Genomic DNA, 16,288 nt, shown 5'->3' on the forward strand with positions numbered 1-16,288 from the left:
CCGAAAGTATGAACGGCCCTGCCCGGCGGGCCGCGGCGCCCGTCAGAAGCCCGGTGAATGGTGGGTCATCGACGGCGCCTAGAGCCCGTACTTCTTCACCTTGTCGAACAGCGTGGTCTTGGCCATGCCCAGGGCCTGGGCGGCCTGGCTGAGGTTGCCGGCGTGGCGCTCCAGGGCGGCACCGAGCAGGTTGCGCTCGAAGGCCTCGACCGCCTCGGCGAAGCTCGCGCCGCTGCCGTCCGGCGCCGCGCCGCTGTGCTTGAACACCGGCAGGCCGAGGGCGAAGCGCTCGGCCACGTTGCGCAGTTCGCGCACGTTGCCCGGCCAGTCGTGGGCCTGCAGGGCGCTGGCGGTGGCGCGGTCGAGCTCGGGCACGGCGCGGTCGAAGCGCAGCGCCGACTGCTGCAGGAAGTGCTCGAACAGCAGCAGGATGTCCTCGCGGCGGTCGCGCAGCGGCGGCAGCTCCAGGCTGACCACGTTGAGCCGGTAGTACAGGTCGCTGCGGAACTCGCCGCGCTGGCCCAGCTCGGCCAGGTCGGCCTTGGTCGCGGCGATCACCCGGCAGTCCACGGCGATCGGCTGGTTCGAGCCGAGGCGCTCCAGGCTGTGTTCCTGCAGCACCCGCAGCAGCTTGATCTGCAGGGCCAGCGGCATGCTCTCGATCTCGTCGAGGAACAGCGAGCCGCCGTCGGCGTGCTCGATCTTGCCGATACGGCGCTTGCCGGCGCCGGTGAAGGCGTTGGCCTCGTGGCCGAAGATCTCGCTCTCGAACAGGCTTTCCGGCAGGCCGCCGCAGTTGAGGGCGACGAACTCCTTGCCCTGGCGTCGGCTGAAGTCGTGCAGGCAGCGTGCCACCAGCTCCTTGCCGGTGCCGGTCTCGCCCTCGATCAGCACGTTGGCGCCGGTATCGGCGACATTGGCGATCAGTTCGCGCAGGCGCTGCATGGCCGGCGAGCGGCCGATGATGCGCTGCTCCAGGGCCTGGCGCCCGGCCAGCTGGCGGCGCAGCGCGCTGACCTCGCGGGCCAGGCCGCGCTGCTCCAGGGCGCGACGCACCACCTCGACCAGGCGCTCGGGGGAGAAGGGCTTCTCGATGAAGTCCCAGGCGCCGTCGCGCATGGCGCCCACCGCCATGCCGATGTCGCCATGGCCGGTGATCAGCACCACCGGCAGGCGCGGGTCGCGGCGCTTGAGTTCGGCCAGTAGCTGCAGGCCGTCCATGCCCGGCAGGCGGATGTCGCTGACGACGATGCCGGCGAAGTCGGCCTCGACCCTGGCCAGCGCTTCCTCGGCGCTGCCGACGCCGACGCTGGCGATGTCTTCCAGCTGCAGGGCCTGCTGGCAGCCGAGCAGTACGTGGGGGTCGTCCTCGACGATCAGCACGGTCAGCGCGTCAGACATGGCGGGGCTCCTCCAGGGGCAGGGTGAGGACGAAGGCGGTGCCGCCTTCCTCCGGGTGGCGCACGGCCAGGCTGCCGGCGGCGGCCGCGGCGAGGCTGGCCGACAGGGTCAGGCCGAGGCCCAGGCCCTTCTCGCCCGGCTTGGTGGTGAAGAAGGGCTCGAACAGGTGGGCGCGCAGCTCCGGCGGGATGCCGGCGCCGCTGTCGCGGATTTCCAGCACATAGTCGGCGCCGCTGGCCGCCCCACTCAGCCACAGCTCGCGGCGCGGCTGCTCGCGCAGGGCGTCGAGGGCGTTGCTCAGCAGGTTGACCAGGATCTGTTCCAGGCGGGTCTGGTCGATGGCCAGGCGCGCCTCGGCGAAGGCGCGGTGGAGGGTCGGGCGCTCCTGCTCGATGCGGCTGTGCAGGAGGAACAGCGCGGCGTCCACCGCCTGCTCCAGGCTGGCCTGGCCCTGGTCGCCACCGCGCCGGGCGAAGGCGCGCAGGCTGGCGGTGATGCGGCCCATGCGGTCGACCAGTTCGCCGATCGCCTGCAGGTTGCTGCCTGCGATATCCAGCGCGCCGCGTTCGAGGAAGCGCGCGGCGTTCGCCGACAGGGTGCGCAGCGCCGCCAGCGGCTGGTTCAGTTCGTGGGCGATGCTGGTGGACATCTGCCCGATCACCGCCAGCTTGCCGGCCTGCACCAGGCCGTCCTGGGCCTGGCGCAGGTTGGCCTCGGTCTGCTGGCGCTCGCGCACTTCGTCCTGCAGCAGGCGGTTGCTGGCGGAGAGGTCGAGGGTGCGCTCGGCGATCTTGCGTTCCAGGTCGGCGTTGGCCGCCTGCAGCGCCTCGCGGGCGGCCAGGCGGGTGGCGATCACCTTGCGCCGCTGGTTCAGCGCCAGGCCGCCGAAGATCAGCAGGGCGCAGGCCACGCCGGCGAGCAGGCCGTGGCTGACGGCGGCGCGGCGCTGCTCGGCCAGCGGTGTGAGCAGGGTCAGGTGCCAGGGCGTGTCGGCCAGGGCGCGGGTCTGCTGCAGGTAGTCCAGCGGCTGGCCGGCGGGGCCGTGCAGGCGCACCTCCCGCAGGCCGTCGCCGAGCTCGCGGCGCGCCAGCGGCTGCAGCTCCTCCAGCGCCGCCCAGTGGTATTGCAGGCTGCGCGCCAGGCGCTCGCGGCTGGCGTCGTCCAGCGGGCGCACGGCCTTGAGCCGGCGCTGCGGGTCGCTGGAGAGAATGATGATGCCGTTCTCGTCGCTGACGTAGGCTTCCACGCGGGCGTCGGCCCAGCGCTTCTCCAGGGCATCCAGGCGCACCTTGACCACCGCCACGCCGATCACCCGGCCATTGCCGCGCAGGCCGTGGGCCAGGTAGTAGCCGGGCTCGCCGGTGGTGCTGCCGATGCCGTAGAAGCGCCCCGGCTCGCCGCGCACGGCCTGCTTGTAGTAGTCGCGGAACGACAGGTCCTCGCCCAGGTAGCTGTCCGGCTGGTTCCAGTTGCTGGTGGCGACCACCCGGCCGTCGAGGTCGAGCACGTACACGGCCAGGCTGCCGGCGCGGCGGTTGAGGCCTTCGAGATGGTCGTTGAGGCGTTGCCGGCGGTAGCGGCCGGGGGTCAGCAGCACGCGGCTGACGCTGCTCTCCAGCTCCAGCAGGCTGGGCAGGTAGGTGTACTTGCCGATCTCGCTCTCCACCGCGCGGGCATTGAGCTCCAGCTGGCGTTCGCCGCCCTCGGCCAGGGTGCGGATGCCGGCCGCCTCGCTGAGGCGGTAGCCGGCGTAGCCGCAGCCGAGCACCAGGGCGATGCCCAGCAGGGTCAGCAGGATCTGGCGGAACAGGCGTGGCTTCACGGCGAGCACGGGCGGGACGCTGGGGGACGGGCATTGCATCACAGTAGTCCCGGGCTGGGTAGGGAGAGGTGCGCCGCGGTGTCGGGATCGTGGGACACCCCCTCTCCCGTTTACGGGAGAGGGTCGGGGAGAGGGATTGAGTCGCCTGAACTCCCCCTCTCCCCTGCGCGGGCCGCCCCGACCCCTCTCCCCTAGGGGCGAGGGGAGGCGCCGCCCTCAGTGCTGGAGGATCTTGTTGAGGAACTGCTGGGCGCGCTCGGAGCGGGCGTTGATGTCGCCGAAGAACTCCTCCTTGGCGCAGTCTTCGACGATCTGCCCGCGGTCCATGAAGATCACCCGGTCGGCGACCTTGCGCGCGAAGCCCATCTCGTGGGTCACGCACATCATGGTCATGCCCTCGTTGGCCAGCTGCACCATCACGTCGAGCACCTCGTTGACCATCTCCGGGTCGAGGGCCGAGGTCGGCTCGTCGAACAGCATCACCACCGGGTCCATGGCCAGGGCGCGGGCGATGGCCACGCGCTGCTGCTGGCCGCCGGAGAGCTGACCCGGGTGCTTGTGCGCGTGGGCCAGCAGGCCGACCCGGTCGAGCAGCTTGAGGCCCTTCTCGGTGGCTTCTTCCTTGCTGCGGCCGAGTACCTTGACCTGGGCGATGGTCAGGTTCTCGGTGATCGACAGGTGCGGGAACAGCTCGAAGTGCTGGAACACCATGCCGACCCGCGAGCGCAGCTGCGGCAGATTGGTCTGCTTGGCGGCGATGGAAGTGCCGTCGACCACGATGTCGCCCTTCTGGAAGGGCTCCAGGGCGTTGACGCACTTGATCAGGGTCGACTTGCCGGAGCCGGACGGCCCGCACACCACCACCACCTCACCCTTCTTCACCTCGGTGCTGCAGTCGGTCAGCACCTGGAAGTCCCCGTACCACTTGTTGACGTTCTGGATGGAAATCATACGGCTAACCTTTTCTGCAGGAGCTTGACCAGCTGCGAGGCGGCGAAGCTGAGGGTGAAGTACATGAGGCCGGCGAAGATCAGGAACTCGTGCGGCTGGCCGAGGATGTCGCCGCGCGAGCGGGCGGCGTTGAGGAAGTCCATCAGGCCCACGGTGTAGACCAGCGAGGTGTCCTGGAACAGGATGATGCTCTGCTGCAGCAGCAGCGGCGTCATCTTGCGGAAGGCCTGCGGCAGGATGATCAGGCGCATGCTCTGCGCGTAGGTCATGCCCAGCGCGGAGGCGGCGCCCATCTGGCCTTTCGGGATGGCCTGGATGCCGGCGCGGACGATCTCGCAGAAGTAGGCCGCCTCGAACATCACGAAGGCCACCAGGCACGAGGTGAAGGCGCCCACCGGGGTGTCCTCGCCGGTGATCCAGCGCAGGATGAAGGGCACCGCGAAGTAGAACCAGGTGATCACCAGCAGCAGCGGGATGGAGCGGAAGTAGTTGACGTAGGTGGCGGCGGCATTGGCCAGCAGGCGGTTGTGCGACAGCCGTGCGATGGCCAGCAGGGTGCCCAGCACCACGCCGCCGAGCACACCCAGCACCATCAGCTGCAGGGTCATCAGCATGCCGTTCCACAGGCCCGGCAGGGCCGGAACGATAGCGCTGAAATCCATCATTTGCCTCCCACGGCGATCAGGCCGGGCACCGCGACCTTCTTCTCGATCAGGCGCATCAGCAGCATCAGGCTCATGTTCAGGGTGAAGTAGATCAGCGTGGCCAGGGTGAAGGCCTCGAACAGGTTGGCGCTGAATTCGGCGGTCTGCTTGGTCTGCGCCAGCAGCTCCATGAGGCCGATCAGCGAGGCCACCGAGGAGTTCTTGAAGATGTTGAGGAACTCGCTGGTCAGCGGCGGAATGATGATGCGAAAGGCCTGCGGCAGCAGGACGTTGGCGTAGATCTGCGGCAGGCTGAAGCCCAGCGCGTAGCCGGCGGCCAGTTGGCCCTTGGGCAGCGCCTGGATGCCGGTGCGCACCTGCTCGCAGACGCGCGCGGCGGTGAACAGGCCGAGGCACACGACCACGCTGATGAAGGCCGAGGTGGCCGGTTTGAGGTCCTGCTTGAACCACATTTCCAGCGGCTCGGGCAGCAGGTCCGGTACCAGGAAGTACCAGAGGAACAGCTGCACCAGCAGCGGCACGTTGCGGAACAGCTCCACGTAGCAGGTGGCGAAGCCGCTGATCCAGCGGTTCGGCACGGTGCGCATCACGCCGAGCAGCGAGCCCAGCAGCAGGGCGATCAGCCAGCCGGCCAGGGCGATGGCGATGGTCCAGCCCAGGCCGGTGACGAACCAGTCCAGGTAGATCTCGTTGCCGATGCCGGTGGACTTGAAGAACACGCCCCAGTCCCAGTTGTAATTCATCTTGGCTACCCACGATCAGGGCGGACAGGAGCCGGGGCCGACACGGTCCCCCACCGCGGTTGGCGGTGGTGCTCCTGTCCTAATTTGCAGAGGTGAGGCGGCGCCGCCCTCGTGAAGTGGCGCCGTACCAACAGGGGGCTTCCTGCTCCCTCTCCCGTTTACGGGAGAGGGCTGGGGAGAGGGTTTCGCGTCGCCCCCTCTCCCCCAGCCCCTCTCCCCCGAGGGGAGAGGGGAGCTAGCCCCCGCAGCCGCGCTTAGAGTTGCTCGGCGGCCTTGTCGGTCGGGTTGGCGACCAGCTGTTTCAGCTCGTCGCTCATCGGGAAGTTCAGGTTCAGGCCCTTCGGCGGGACCGGGTTGAGGAACCACTTGTCGTAGATGGCGTTGACTTCGCCGGACTTGAAGGTGGCGATCAGCGCCTCGTCGACCACCGCCTTGAACGCCGGGTCACCCTTGCGCACCATGCAGCCGTAGATCTCGTAGGACTGCGGGGTGCCGACCACGTGCCAGTCGGCCGGCTTTTTGGCCTTGGCCATTTCGCCGGCGAGCAGGGCGTCGTCCATCATGAAGGCCACGGCGCGGCCGGACTCCAGCATCAGGAAGGACTCGCCGTGGTCCTTGGCCGAGATGATGTTCATGCCCATCTGCTTCTCGGCGTTCATCGCCTTGAGCAGGCGCTCGGAGGTGGTGCCGGCGGTGGTCACCACGTTCTTGCCCTTGAGGTCGGGGAAGTCGGCGACACCGGAGGTCTTCTTGGTCAGCAGGCGGGTGCCCACCTCGAAGATGCCGACGGAGAAGTCGACCTGCTGCTGGCGCTCGACGTTGTTGGTGGTGGAGCCGCACTCCAGGTCCACGGTGCCGTTCTGTACCAGCGGGATGCGGGTCTGCGAGGTCACCAGGTTGTAGCGCACCTTGAGGTCGGGCATGCCCAGCTTCTGCTTGATCGCCTCGACCGCCTTCAGCTGCAGGTCATGCGAGTAGCCTTCCGGCTGCTGCGGGTCGCTGCCGAAGTAGGAGAAGGGGATGGAGGAGTCGCGATGGCCGAGGACGATGGTGCCGCTGTCCTTGATCTTCTTCAGGGTGCCGGTCAGTTCCTCGGCCAGGGCCGGGGCGCTGCACAGGCTGGCGGCCAGGGCGAAGCCGATGGCGCGGGAGAGAGTGCTCTTGGTCATGCTGATTCTCGCTGTTGTTGTTGTCCGGGGGCATGCCCCTTGGCGGATGGGATGCGAACCATCCCTGCGAGAACCCAGAGCAGGTACTGTGCCAGGCCCTGTATTTGAGTCTAAGACGTTGATATTTAAGGATTAAATTGAGATGGCCGGGATGCCGTGGATGGCCCCGGCGTTCGGTCTGGCGAACGGTGAGCGCCGGCGCGTTCGGAAAACCGAATGCCTGGCCGCGGACCCACCGGCCCAACTCCGGCGTCTTGCGTTGCCCGGTGCACCCATCCGGCCGGGGGCGCCGCCGAGAGGTTCGGGCACGCGCGCGGGGTGCACAGAAGCGTCCGCGCGGCTAGAGTGACAAGCCCTGCCGCCACCCGAGACACCGCCATGCCCGCCGGTCGACTCCTCATCCTGCTGCTGGCCCTGCTGCTGGGGCGAGGTGCCCAGGCCGAGGCGTTCATGGTCTACGGCACCCACGACGGCTTCCCCAAGTACTACGAGGAAGACGGCCAGGCCAAGGGCATAGTGGTCGACATCAGCCGCTACTGCCTGGACGAGATGCAGGTGCCCTACCAGATCAAGCTGCTGCCCTGGGCCCGCGCCTACACCCTGGCCTCGCGCGGCGAGGGCGGGGTCATCGGCCTGTCGAAGAGTGCCGAGCGCCAGGCGCTGTTCGACTTCTCCGCGCCGATCTTCACCGAACACATCCTGCTGGTGGTCAAGCAGGGCCGCGAGTTCCCCTTCCAGGGCATCGCCGACCTGCGCGACAAGCTGATCGGCGTGAGCATTGGCACCAGCTACGGCACCGCCTTCGACGAGGCCGTCGCCGCGGGGCAGATGACCATAGTCGGCTTCAACGACACCCGCAGCGGCCTGGGCATGCTCCTGCGCGAGCGCATCGACGCCATCCTGATGGGCTCCAGCGTCGACCTGGAGAAACTCACCCGGGGCCACCCCGACCTGGAGCGCGGCGCCTTCGTCAGCCTGCCGGTGCCCTTCAAGTCCGACAGCAAGCACCTGGGCATCGCCCGCTCGCTGAAGATGGGCTGGTTCCTCCAGCGCTTCGACCAGTGCCTGCGCCGGGGCTACGAGTCGCGTGCCTTCGACAGCATCATCTACGACTACAGCAACTGAGGCGGGCAGGCCCGTTCAGAGCGACTGCGCGCGGGCGGCCCGCACCAGCTCCGCATTGTTCGGACGGACGCTGATCGCATCGCTCAGGTCCACCACCGGCAGCAGGTAGTGGCGGGTATCGATGCCCTGGGCCGTCATCCGCGCATGCAGCCCGTCGGCCACCGCCGGATCGTCGATGTTCAGGTACTCGAAGCGCACCCCCGCCTGGCGCAGTGCCTGCAGCGTGCCCTGGGTATAGCCGCAGGAGTCGCGCCCGTAGACCGCCAGGTAGTCGTGCGCATAGCGCGGCTGCACGTTCTGCGCCTGGTAGTAGGTCCAGCCCTTGTGGCCGAGCGCCAGCAGCGCGGCGAGCAACAGAATCTTCTTCACGATGCGTCCTTGTCTTCGGGAGCGGCGAACCAGAACTCGACCTCGTCGGTCTCCACCTCGAAGCGGGCGGCATGCTCGACATGGGCCGGCACGTGATACCACTGGCCGACGCCGACCCGGGTGGTCTCGCCGTTCATGCTCAGGATCAACTCGCCACGGGTGATCACCCCATGATTGTCGGTGTCGTGGCGATGCGGCGGAATCGAGGTGCCGGCCGGGTAGGAGGCGAACAGCACATCGGCCCCCTCGGCGGTCAGCTTGTAGGCGTCGAAACGGCCGTCGTAGAGCGGCAGCTGCTTGATCTTGCTGGGGTAATCGCCAGGCATGGTGTCCTCCGTTGACACTGGGTGGGGCGCCCGTGCCGCAGCGGCAGGGCTTGAATCCTCGGCAGCACGCCGCTGCCGATCAGTTTGCTGGCTTGAGCGAGCCTATCTGGCCCGGGGCTATTCCGCGCAACTTCATGCCTTCGCGTGGCGTAAAGGGCGCGCCATCCGCGTCGCGAAAGCTGAAGGGAATGGACACGGTCTGCAAGCCACTGTTCTTGCGAATCACGAAGTGCAGGTGCGGGCCGGTCGAATACCCCGACGAGCCGGACCGGGCGAGCACATCGCCCACTGCGATCCTGTCCCCGGGTTTGACCCTGGCACTGCCGATCAGGATGTGCGCGTACACGGCGTAGGTGCCATCCGCATGCAGGACCTTGATGTAGTTGGCCTTGTCGAGGAAGTACTGGGTGCGACCGCTCATGTGGTAGTCGTCCTTGGTCCAGATCACCGTGCCTTCGCGGGCGGCATGGATATCGCTGCCCACCGGCATCGCAATGTCGACGGCAAACCTGTTCGCGATATCGGTGTGCGAAAAGCTGCCGTTGAACGACTGCGACACCCGGTGCAGCCGGTTGAAGGGCGTCGGCGGGTTGTACAGATAGTCGACTTCCCTGGCCGCCGGGTCGCCGAGCCGCCAGCCATAGCGGACCGGCGCGATGGCCGTCTGGCTCTTGTGCAGCACCTCCTGCCTCGTCGCAGGCAGCACACGGCTGAGCGAGCCGCCGGTGAAAGCCTTGGACAGCACGCGAATCTCGACGGGCGCATGCAGGGGATTGTCCGCGATCAGGTAATGCCCGTCGTCGCGGGTTTCCGTGAAGACCCGGGGCTTGTGGGTGGTCTCCTGGCGCTCCTCGAGCACCAGGCTTTCCGCCGCCTGGGTTGCCGCCGGGCGCTTATCGGTGAAAACCCACTTCCCACTGGCGTCCCGGTACTTGTAGATCTCCTGGCCGAACGCGCTGCAGGAGAGCAATGCGGCCAGCAGGAGGGGCGCGATGTACGGTTGTCTTCCTTGCACCGATATTTTCCAGCGTTTGGTTAGGGGGCGGGATTTAGCCGGCTCCAAGCCGGCGACCTGAGCCATGCGTCAGGCATTGAGCACCGGCCTGAAGAAAGAGCGCTCATAGCTGAGGATGCACCTGGTTTCCTCGGCGTATTTGAAGGCGGCCACACAGGCTTCATCTTGGAACGACCGCTCCCGGTACTGCTCGTAGTCAGCCAGGCTGGGGAAGGTAAACAGGGCAAGCGCAACATTGTTGGCCCCTTCCGCGGGTAGAAAGTAGCCATGATGCGTGCCGCCAAATTTCTCAACCAGAGGAATCCATAGTTTTCCATAGTGCTCGAATTCCTTGAGCTTGTATGGATCGATTATGTATTTGAGGTAGCAGGTGATCATAGAATTTCCTGATGACGTTTGGCCAAGGGGCGGGCTTTAGCCTGTCTCGGTGAGCGAAGCGAGCGATTTGAGCTTATTGTTATGCGCCTATGCATACAGTGCATTCGGCCTGACCGTCATCGGCGGTGTTTAATTGCACGGCTATGTGCGACTTGCGCGCCCATTAAGCAGCAAGTATAGGGCGCCGCATAGTGCTCCGCCGAAAATAAGTACGTTTGACGTCAATGACGCGAACTCGTACTTTTCGTGAGCCGAAAAAACAGCATGCAGAATTCCATGGATTACCAGAAATATCGAGAAGCCGAGTCGAGTATTTTGGCGGATTTTCATTTCCAGGCTTGCGAGCGCTGCCACCAGTGCTGCAAATAGTGGAATATGGGCCCAAACAAATACAGCTTCAGCGTATTCGCTAGGGAGCCAGCTTGTCAGGGGAAGAACTAGCCACTCATTATTGCGCATTGCGTCTAATTCATGAGTAAAGAGTATTCCCACGCCCAAATAAAGCAATTTCTCTTTCATGGCGGACCCCGGCGTACAACGGACAGGTTGAGGGGCGGACGCAAGCGTATTGCGGACGTCCGGAGTGAGCGCAGCGAATGACCTTGAACCGCTTGTTAGCCCGTTTCACGCTGCTTGGCCTAACTGGAAGACTGGTAAATATAAAGCCCACATCATGAGTGGGATAATAACAAGCAGGCTGAATATGCCGAGCAGTAGAGAAAGAAGTTTCCGCTTCTTTGTGTTTGGGTAGAAAAAGTGAACTGCTATTGCAAAAATGGGCAGTGCCCAGAGGGTGAGGTGATAGTCGATAAATAGTTGAGTGACAATGGGGAGCTCAGCTCCGAAACCTGTGAATACACTTCTGAATTGTGGAGTAACGACTGTTGGTATTAGAGCGGCAATGAAGGCAAAGGCGGTTCCAAGCAGCCGCTGTATGAGCCCCGAGGTGGAGCTTACCTTTTGCTCCTGCAGCTCTGATGCTGGTGCTTTGTATGGGTTATCCATAGGTCTAACGATTAAGCTAACGGGCGGACAAAAGCGCAGCTTTTGGACGTCCAGCGAGCGGAGTGAGCGATAGTTGAGCGCATTGTTAGCCCTTGCCAAGGATTGATTGTATGCGCTGCCAAACACTTTCCTCTATTTCATTTCTCCAAACGCCTTGAAGCAGGTATTTGAATTTACTGCTTTTTGATGCAAGCGCCTCAACACGATCAATGAACTCAGGCCCCGCGCTTGCAAGTAGGTCTTCCAATGGGCCGGCTGCTAGGTAGCTAGCGACTCTTTCTGAGAGATCTCTTTCAGCTGTGTGGCAAATAAACTCCCATAGCTGCTCATGGTTACCTTTGAGCCAGAGGTCTGTCAGAAATGACTCTGTTCTCGGTAGCTCGGAGTCATTGCTCAGTGCATCGATATCGTTTATTCACTGAGTAGCAAATTCTTCTAGGTTCATGTTGTGGGTCGCAATGCGACGATTGTGGCTAACGTTTGGTTAAGGGGCCGGCTTTAGCCGGTCCCGAGTGAGCGAAGCGAACGGCTTGAACCAGTAGTTAGATGGCAAAGCCACGATTAACATGGTTTGCCGCAACTGGGACATGAGCCACTTATACAAATGCTCCAAGCCCGACCGTTGATACTATAGATTGTTGGTTGTCCGCAGTGCTGACAGCATGACCTTGAGGCTGCTGTGACCATAAAAATCAGCAGGGATATTGGGAAAACTATAAAAATAAATTTCGTGTAACCAGAGGCAAAGGTTAACGCTATTGGAATAGATGCAAGGGCTAAACCTGTGGTAATTGCTTTTAATTGGCGATTCACAAATTTACCTTCTTGCCTTCTAACGTTTGGTTAAGGGGCGGGCTTCAGCCCGTCCCAGTGAGCGAAGCGAACGGTTTGAACCACTAGTTAGGTTTCACCACACAGTTGGTTCTGAATTTTCATTGCTATGGCTCCATAACCAATGCCCTTGCCTTTGTTGTGCTCGGAGAAATTTTGGGTGTTTGTAACATCCTCCCATTGTTCAACCGAAAGCAGTTTCTCATGGGTGTTATCTGTTTCTAGCTCGAACTCAATGAAACGGCCAGTATTGGTTAGGATTCTTCCGAATAGGCTCGGCATACCTGGAAAGTCGATTTCAAGTTTTAGAACGATTGTGCCGCTCCAGAGTATGCCTTGCTCTTTGCCGTAGGCGAACAGGGCTGGAGGTATTGGATGCTCATGCCAATATTTGGCTATGGAGAGCAGCCTGTGCTCAGCGATTGCGTTCTGCTCTTGGACATTGAGCTGCCGCTTTTTTAGCAATCGCAAAATTTCCATGTGAGACCTAACGTTTGGTTAAGGGGCCGGCTTTAGCCGGTCCCGAGTGAGCGAAGCGAACGACTTGAACCATTTGTTAGGCGAGTTCTGACACTATGCATATGGCAACAAAGCCTAATAATATGGTTATGAGCATTTTATTTATTAAGCTCTCGGTGCGCCGACTGCTGATTTTGTGCTCTGGATAAATTATTGGCCATGTTTTATTTGTGGCGGCAAGCAGTAGTATTTCTGGGGTGATCGGTATGCGGTTAACCTGCTGATATGGTGCTGGCGAAAATAGAGCGCCGAAATTTAACCCCTCTTCTTTGTGGTGAAAATACCAGCAGTAGTTGTTCATGGATACGTTGTATCTTGATGAAAAATCTTCCATTAGCTCAAAGAAATCATCTCCGTCTATGCCAAGGTCGTAGCATAGGTCAGCTTTTGGAGTAAGTTTGTCTTTGCTTACTCCTTTGCTTTTTTCAAGAAAATTGTAGATTTCTTCGATATCCATATTCGCCTAACGTGGAGAGCACGGGCGCCGCGTAGCGGCGTCCCAGGTCAGCTTCAGCTGGCCGAGTGACTTGACTTGTTAACCGTAATCTTACACTGGCTTTTGCTTTTTGCCCGCAGGGCGCTAACTTTTCTTTTTTCTTATTTGCAAGCTGCGCACGCTGCCACTTACGAGTCAATGCATTTGCCGTATAACCTGCAAGTTATTGACTTACTATGTTCCATCATGGCCATGAAGTTTCATGCTTGGTTTTAACCCTGCTCGCTATTTTGTTGTCAGTTCAAACTCGGTAGCAAGCCATACATTCTTGGTACAATCCACTTATTGTATGAAGCCAAAATTAGAAACTCATTCATACCAATTTTACTGACATGCATAAACCTCTATCTGACGTACACCTGCCAAATACACGCAATATTGAACTGCCAGAATAGACAAGACCACATCGCACTGCATTACCATAAATTTCGGTTAACGGAGAGGTTAAGGGGCGGACGCAAGCGTAGCTTGTGGACGTCCTGAGTGAGCGGAGCGAGCGACCTTGAACCGTTTGTTAGGCTCTGCTTTGCACAGGTCATTTTTATAAGATTTTCTCATCCAACTCGGGTAGCTGGGATTTAAAACGTAAAGGCTTTCGGAGAATCGTTTTTCTACATAAACCTTGTCTATTTTGGATTTATATATCCTTGTGCCGCCAGACTGTAGAGACTCAATCGCTTGTTTGTGAAGGCCGCAGAAAACTGCCCAGACCATGATCTTATGCCAGTCACTCCATGATGCAGAGTGATCTTCAGCTTTGTCCCAAATTGCGGATAGCGTTGGGAAAAATCCGCCATTGCCTTCGGTCAACTTGCCATCGTCAACTCGTACTTCAGATGGCCATCAATACAATGTCTCTTTTAGTATCTTGCAAAATCTCATCTGGCGGAGCCTAACGTTTGGTTAAGGGGCGGGCTTTAGCCCGTCCCAGTGAGCGAAGCGAACGGTTTGAACCATTTGTTAGACCTTACACCGCTACTTGGATGAACGGAAAAGCAGTTCTAAATTCTGCAAGGATAGCCTGGTTCATATGTAGCGAGTTTATAGCACGCTCTCTAGTTGGGCCGTCAAACACTTCGCGATTACGCAGGTATGTAATGCCAAGAATTGCTTCGTCCTCCTGATTTGTAAAGCTACGGATAGGGCTGAATCCGATTGCTTTGTAAATATGGACGCGAGGAGCATCAAAGCTCAGCAAATCAACTATGTAATCAGGGTATTCTTCAGTTGATTCCATGATTCGTGCAGCCCATTGCTGCAATTCATCTGTGCTGATTGAGTTGCTGAGATAGCAATTCACGATAAAGGCAATGGTTGATGAATTTTCTCGGGTGAATCCGTTCATGATCTGGGTCTAACGATTAAGCTAAGGGGCCGGCTTCGCCGGTCCCAGCGAACGAAGTGAGCGCTTTGAGCGCATTGTTAGGCGAAATTGACGCGCCCATATAGTTGACTGCGTGTGCGTAATTTTTACCGGCTGTGTGGACTAGTAAAGAGTGACAGTTGCTGCAGTAATCATCAGCATATTTTTCTGGAAATTCAAACATCAGTACCGCTGCTTTTAGCTCTGACTCTGAAAAGCCTTCGGACTTAAGTATTTCTATAAAGCGCAGCCTCAAGGAATTTAGCGCAGCTTTCAGTGGCGCGATTCCAGAGAACCGCTGTGGACAGGGTTCGTCTGCAAGAAGATTAATAAAAACTGTTTCTTCTGCATGCGCTTTTGCTGCTTGCTTCAGATGTGGATGCACATACGACAAGCCGCTCACTGCGTGGTGCGCGATGCTGTGAGATACGCTGCTTAGTCGCTTACTCGAAGCCATGAATTTTGCCTAACGTTTGGCTAAGGGGCGGCCAAAAGCGCAGCTTTTGGACGTCCAAGTGAGCGGAGCGAACGACTTGAGACAAGTGTTAGGCACGGTGCTGAGCCGAACACTGCTGCCGCAAAACCCGCATTTGCTTTACCGCAATGGCCCCGCAGGCGGCGCGATGGTTGCAGCCATGAACTTAATTGGCTGCTCATTTGCTGCACGTTTTTTGAAGATGGCCTGCGCGCTATCCATGCGTTTACTTTCCTGATTGCTCTTGCTGCCTAACGATTAAGCTAACGGGCAGACAAAAGCGTAGCTTTTGGCTGTCCAGCGAACGAAGTGAGCGGCAGTTGAGCGCATTGTTAGAGAACTGCACGCGGTAATTTCTGTACATGCCCGAAGGCGGATGCCAAGGAGAACATGAAAGAGAACTTTAGAATGGCTATGGCTGCGATGCCAAGCTGTGAAATTTTCTCTTGTACTCCATAGGTCTGAGTTGAAACTAGAATGATGCCGATTAGGCAGAAGATGAACCCATAAAGCGCGCCGGCGATAGCCCCATTTTTGAGTGGGAAAAGTTTGGACTTGTAACCAGTGACGAAGCCACCAGCTAGCCATGGAAGGTTATAGATAGCTTCCAGCATGAAGCCTGCGAGGTGGTTGCCCAGTGTGGCCTTGAGGAGCTTAACGATCAGAAATGCAATTGCTGCTGTGGCTAGCCCAAGTAGTATCGGGTTACGTTCCATGTTTTTCTCTAACGATTAAGCTAAGGGGCCGGCTTTAGCCGGTCCCAGCGAACGAAGTGAGCGCTTTGAGCGCATTGTTAGGAGCTTACGCAGGTGCATCGGGTGCTCCTAGTTTTGGAGAGTTTGGGGTGAGGCCAAGCATTGCTTCATGCAGTGTGTCTTGGTTGCACCAATACTGCTCTATGGTTCCCTCGTGGGTAAACGATGATGTATTGAAGCCTTCCTCAATATCGTTGTACCAGAGGACAGTTTTGCCAATTATGGCAATTGCCCAGAAGCCACCACCATCGTTACCCCATGGTGAGAGTGCCCATTTTTGCGGTGCTATAGCATTAGCCTCAAACAGCGCGCGAGTTTCTGGAGAGCACTCAACGACTTGCTGGGCAATCAGCGCTTTCAGTTCATGTAGTTGTATCGGCTGCCACATCCTTGGCTCCTAACGTTTGGTTAAGGGGCGGGCTTCAGCCCGTCCCAGTGAGCGAAGCGAACGGTTTGAACCACTAGTTAGGTTTCACCACACAGTTGGTTCTGAATTTTCATTGCTATGGCTCCATAACCAATGCCCTTGCCTTTGTTGTGCTCGGAGAAATTTTGGGTGTTTGTAACATCCTCCCATTGTTCAACCGAAAGCAGTTTCTCATGGGTGTTATCTGTTTCTAGCTCGAACTCAATGAAACGGCCAGTATTGGTTAGGATTCTTCCGAATAGGCTCGGCATACCTGGAAAGTCGATTTCAAGTTTTAGAACGATTGTGCCGCTCCAGAGTATGCCTTGCTCTTTGCCGTAGGCGAACAGGGCTGGAGGTATTGGATGCTCATGCCAATATTTGGCTATGGAGAGCAGCCTGTGCTCAGCGATTGCGTTCTGCTCTTGGACATTAAGCTGCCGCTTTTTTAGCAATCGCGAAATTTCCATGTGA

At 59.8% G+C, this 16,288-nt stretch carries 22 protein-coding genes; 2 read left to right on the top strand and 20 right to left on the bottom strand.

From position 1 onward, the window contains the following. Positions 1-78 precede the first annotated feature (78 nt). From AAG092_RS12175 to AAG092_RS12200, 6 genes are all read right to left on the bottom strand, one after another. On the bottom strand, positions 79-1,401 hold the full coding sequence (locus AAG092_RS12175; protein WP_373386892.1) for a sigma-54-dependent transcriptional regulator: 1,323 nt from the start codon (positions 1,399-1,401) through the stop codon (positions 79-81). Then, complete coding sequence (locus AAG092_RS12180) at positions 1,394-3,262, bottom strand: ATP-binding protein (RefSeq protein ID WP_373386893.1); 1,869 nt, start codon at positions 3,260-3,262, stop codon at positions 1,394-1,396. The genes AAG092_RS12175 and AAG092_RS12180 overlap by 8 nt, the downstream gene beginning before the upstream one ends. A 177-nt stretch (positions 3,263-3,439) precedes the next feature. After that, positions 3,440-4,174: an amino acid ABC transporter ATP-binding protein gene (locus AAG092_RS12185; RefSeq protein WP_373386894.1), complete on the bottom strand. Its 735-nt coding sequence runs from the start codon at positions 4,172-4,174 to the stop codon at positions 3,440-3,442. Beyond that, a complete protein-coding gene (locus AAG092_RS12190; protein ID WP_181418831.1) occupies positions 4,171-4,839 on the bottom strand; it encodes an amino acid ABC transporter permease in 669 nt (222 codons plus the stop codon). Before AAG092_RS12190 ends, AAG092_RS12185 begins: the two co-directional genes overlap by 4 nt. Then, on the bottom strand, positions 4,836-5,582 hold the full coding sequence (locus AAG092_RS12195; RefSeq protein ID WP_373386895.1) for an amino acid ABC transporter permease: 747 nt from the start codon (positions 5,580-5,582) through the stop codon (positions 4,836-4,838). The genes AAG092_RS12190 and AAG092_RS12195 overlap by 4 nt, the downstream gene beginning before the upstream one ends. A 254-nt stretch (positions 5,583-5,836) precedes the next feature. Continuing rightward, a complete protein-coding gene (locus tag AAG092_RS12200) occupies positions 5,837-6,751 on the bottom strand; it encodes a glutamate/aspartate ABC transporter substrate-binding protein (RefSeq protein WP_110682720.1) in 915 nt (304 codons plus the stop codon). Between the two features lie 378 nt (positions 6,752-7,129). On the opposite strand from AAG092_RS12200, the gene AAG092_RS12205 reads away from it, so the two are divergent. After that, positions 7,130-7,876, top strand: coding sequence for an ABC transporter substrate-binding protein (locus AAG092_RS12205; RefSeq protein ID WP_181418779.1), 747 nt, complete (start codon positions 7,130-7,132; stop codon positions 7,874-7,876). Between the two features lie 15 nt (positions 7,877-7,891). Here the strand turns inward: AAG092_RS12205 and AAG092_RS12210 are convergent, their stop codons facing one another. The 11 genes from AAG092_RS12210 to AAG092_RS12260 all read right to left on the bottom strand — a co-directional run bounded on the left by AAG092_RS12210 (position 7,892) and on the right by AAG092_RS12260 (position 14,635). After that, positions 7,892-8,245: a glutaredoxin family protein gene (locus tag AAG092_RS12210; protein WP_373386896.1), complete on the bottom strand. Its 354-nt coding sequence runs from the start codon at positions 8,243-8,245 to the stop codon at positions 7,892-7,894. Beyond that, positions 8,242-8,571: a cupin domain-containing protein gene (locus AAG092_RS12215; RefSeq protein ID WP_373386897.1), complete on the bottom strand. Its 330-nt coding sequence runs from the start codon at positions 8,569-8,571 to the stop codon at positions 8,242-8,244. Before AAG092_RS12215 ends, AAG092_RS12210 begins: the two co-directional genes overlap by 4 nt. 79 nt (positions 8,572-8,650) lie before the next feature. Next, entirely contained in the window at positions 8,651-9,652 is a 1,002-nt protein-coding gene (locus AAG092_RS12220; protein WP_373386898.1) for a peptidoglycan DD-metalloendopeptidase family protein, read from the bottom strand. Positions 9,653-9,655: 3 nt separating this feature from the next. Further along, the gene (locus AAG092_RS12225; RefSeq protein WP_373386899.1) at positions 9,656-9,964 is read right to left on the bottom strand and encodes an NIPSNAP family protein; all 309 of its coding nucleotides are present in this window, start codon (positions 9,962-9,964) and stop codon (positions 9,656-9,658) included. 141 nt (positions 9,965-10,105) lie between these two features. Continuing rightward, entirely contained in the window at positions 10,106-10,483 is a 378-nt protein-coding gene (locus AAG092_RS12230; protein ID WP_373386900.1) for a DUF6713 family protein, read from the bottom strand. Positions 10,484-10,588: 105 nt separating this feature from the next. Continuing rightward, positions 10,589-10,969: a hypothetical protein gene (locus AAG092_RS12235; RefSeq protein WP_373386901.1), complete on the bottom strand. Its 381-nt coding sequence runs from the start codon at positions 10,967-10,969 to the stop codon at positions 10,589-10,591. A gap of 85 nt (positions 10,970-11,054) precedes the next feature. Beyond that, on the bottom strand, positions 11,055-11,384 hold the full coding sequence (locus AAG092_RS12240) for a DUF6869 domain-containing protein (protein WP_373389591.1): 330 nt from the start codon (positions 11,382-11,384) through the stop codon (positions 11,055-11,057). Between the two features lie 485 nt (positions 11,385-11,869). Continuing rightward, positions 11,870-12,280, bottom strand: a complete 411-nt coding sequence (locus AAG092_RS12245; protein ID WP_373386902.1) for a hypothetical protein — start codon at positions 12,278-12,280, stop codon at positions 11,870-11,872. Positions 12,281-12,356: 76 nt separating this feature from the next. Then, on the bottom strand, positions 12,357-12,776 hold the full coding sequence (locus AAG092_RS12250; protein ID WP_373386903.1) for a DUF1493 family protein: 420 nt from the start codon (positions 12,774-12,776) through the stop codon (positions 12,357-12,359). Between the two features lie 1,006 nt (positions 12,777-13,782). Then, the gene (locus tag AAG092_RS12255) at positions 13,783-14,160 is read right to left on the bottom strand and encodes a hypothetical protein (protein ID WP_373386904.1); all 378 of its coding nucleotides are present in this window, start codon (positions 14,158-14,160) and stop codon (positions 13,783-13,785) included. A 16-nt stretch (positions 14,161-14,176) separates the two neighbouring features. Beyond that, a complete protein-coding gene (locus AAG092_RS12260) occupies positions 14,177-14,635 on the bottom strand; it encodes a hypothetical protein (RefSeq protein WP_373386905.1) in 459 nt (152 codons plus the stop codon). A 58-nt stretch (positions 14,636-14,693) separates the two neighbouring features. Here AAG092_RS12260 and AAG092_RS12265 point away from each other — a divergent pair, with 58 nt between their 5' ends. After that, positions 14,694-14,891, top strand: coding sequence for a hypothetical protein (locus AAG092_RS12265; RefSeq protein ID WP_373386906.1), 198 nt, complete (start codon positions 14,694-14,696; stop codon positions 14,889-14,891). A 94-nt stretch (positions 14,892-14,985) separates the two neighbouring features. Here AAG092_RS12265 and AAG092_RS12270 read toward each other — a convergent pair whose 3' ends face one another. From AAG092_RS12270 to AAG092_RS12280, 3 genes are all read right to left on the bottom strand, one after another. Next, on the bottom strand, positions 14,986-15,369 hold the full coding sequence (locus tag AAG092_RS12270; protein ID WP_373386907.1) for a hypothetical protein: 384 nt from the start codon (positions 15,367-15,369) through the stop codon (positions 14,986-14,988). A gap of 85 nt (positions 15,370-15,454) precedes the next feature. After that, a complete protein-coding gene (locus AAG092_RS12275) occupies positions 15,455-15,796 on the bottom strand; it encodes a hypothetical protein (RefSeq protein ID WP_373386908.1) in 342 nt (113 codons plus the stop codon). Between the two features lie 77 nt (positions 15,797-15,873). Further along, entirely contained in the window at positions 15,874-16,284 is a 411-nt protein-coding gene (locus AAG092_RS12280; RefSeq protein WP_301405749.1) for a hypothetical protein, read from the bottom strand. Positions 16,285-16,288 lie beyond the last annotated feature (4 nt).

The sequence above is a fragment of the Pseudomonas alcaligenes genome (assembly GCF_041729615.1).
GTDB classification, from domain to species: Bacteria; Pseudomonadota; Gammaproteobacteria; order Pseudomonadales; family Pseudomonadaceae; genus Aquipseudomonas; species Aquipseudomonas alcaligenes_B.

What these genes read in the sequence shown, in the direction of transcription:
- AAG092_RS12175 (WP_373386892.1), bottom strand. Translation starts at nt 1,401, where the DNA reads ATGTCTGACGCGCTGACCGTGCTGATCGTCGAGGACGACCCCCACGTA.
- AAG092_RS12180 (WP_373386893.1), bottom strand. Translation starts at nt 3,262, where the DNA reads ATGCAATGCCCGTCCCCCAGCGTCCCGCCCGTGCTCGCCGTGAAGCCA.
- AAG092_RS12185 (WP_373386894.1), bottom strand. Translation starts at nt 4,174, where the DNA reads ATGATTTCCATCCAGAACGTCAACAAGTGGTACGGGGACTTCCAGGTG.
- AAG092_RS12190 (WP_181418831.1), bottom strand. Translation starts at nt 4,839, where the DNA reads ATGATGGATTTCAGCGCTATCGTTCCGGCCCTGCCGGGCCTGTGGAAC.
- AAG092_RS12195 (WP_373386895.1), bottom strand. Translation starts at nt 5,582, where the DNA reads ATGAATTACAACTGGGACTGGGGCGTGTTCTTCAAGTCCACCGGCATC.
- AAG092_RS12200 (WP_110682720.1), bottom strand. Translation starts at nt 6,751, where the DNA reads ATGACCAAGAGCACTCTCTCCCGCGCCATCGGCTTCGCCCTGGCCGCC.
- AAG092_RS12205 (WP_181418779.1), top strand. Translation starts at nt 7,130, where the DNA reads ATGCCCGCCGGTCGACTCCTCATCCTGCTGCTGGCCCTGCTGCTGGGG.
- AAG092_RS12215 (WP_373386897.1), bottom strand. Translation starts at nt 8,571, where the DNA reads ATGCCTGGCGATTACCCCAGCAAGATCAAGCAGCTGCCGCTCTACGAC.
- AAG092_RS12220 (WP_373386898.1), bottom strand. Translation starts at nt 9,652, where the DNA reads ATGGCTCAGGTCGCCGGCTTGGAGCCGGCTAAATCCCGCCCCCTAACC.
- AAG092_RS12225 (WP_373386899.1), bottom strand. Translation starts at nt 9,964, where the DNA reads ATGATCACCTGCTACCTCAAATACATAATCGATCCATACAAGCTCAAG.
- AAG092_RS12230 (WP_373386900.1), bottom strand. Translation starts at nt 10,483, where the DNA reads ATGAAAGAGAAATTGCTTTATTTGGGCGTGGGAATACTCTTTACTCAT.
- AAG092_RS12235 (WP_373386901.1), bottom strand. Translation starts at nt 10,969, where the DNA reads ATGGATAACCCATACAAAGCACCAGCATCAGAGCTGCAGGAGCAAAAG.
- AAG092_RS12245 (WP_373386902.1), bottom strand. Translation starts at nt 12,280, where the DNA reads ATGGAAATTTTGCGATTGCTAAAAAAGCGGCAGCTCAATGTCCAAGAG.
- AAG092_RS12250 (WP_373386903.1), bottom strand. Translation starts at nt 12,776, where the DNA reads ATGGATATCGAAGAAATCTACAATTTTCTTGAAAAAAGCAAAGGAGTA.
- AAG092_RS12255 (WP_373386904.1), bottom strand. Translation starts at nt 14,160, where the DNA reads ATGAACGGATTCACCCGAGAAAATTCATCAACCATTGCCTTTATCGTG.
- AAG092_RS12260 (WP_373386905.1), bottom strand. Translation starts at nt 14,635, where the DNA reads ATGGCTTCGAGTAAGCGACTAAGCAGCGTATCTCACAGCATCGCGCAC.
- AAG092_RS12270 (WP_373386907.1), bottom strand. Translation starts at nt 15,369, where the DNA reads ATGGAACGTAACCCGATACTACTTGGGCTAGCCACAGCAGCAATTGCA.
- AAG092_RS12275 (WP_373386908.1), bottom strand. Translation starts at nt 15,796, where the DNA reads ATGTGGCAGCCGATACAACTACATGAACTGAAAGCGCTGATTGCCCAG.
- AAG092_RS12280 (WP_301405749.1), bottom strand. Translation starts at nt 16,284, where the DNA reads ATGGAAATTTCGCGATTGCTAAAAAAGCGGCAGCTTAATGTCCAAGAG.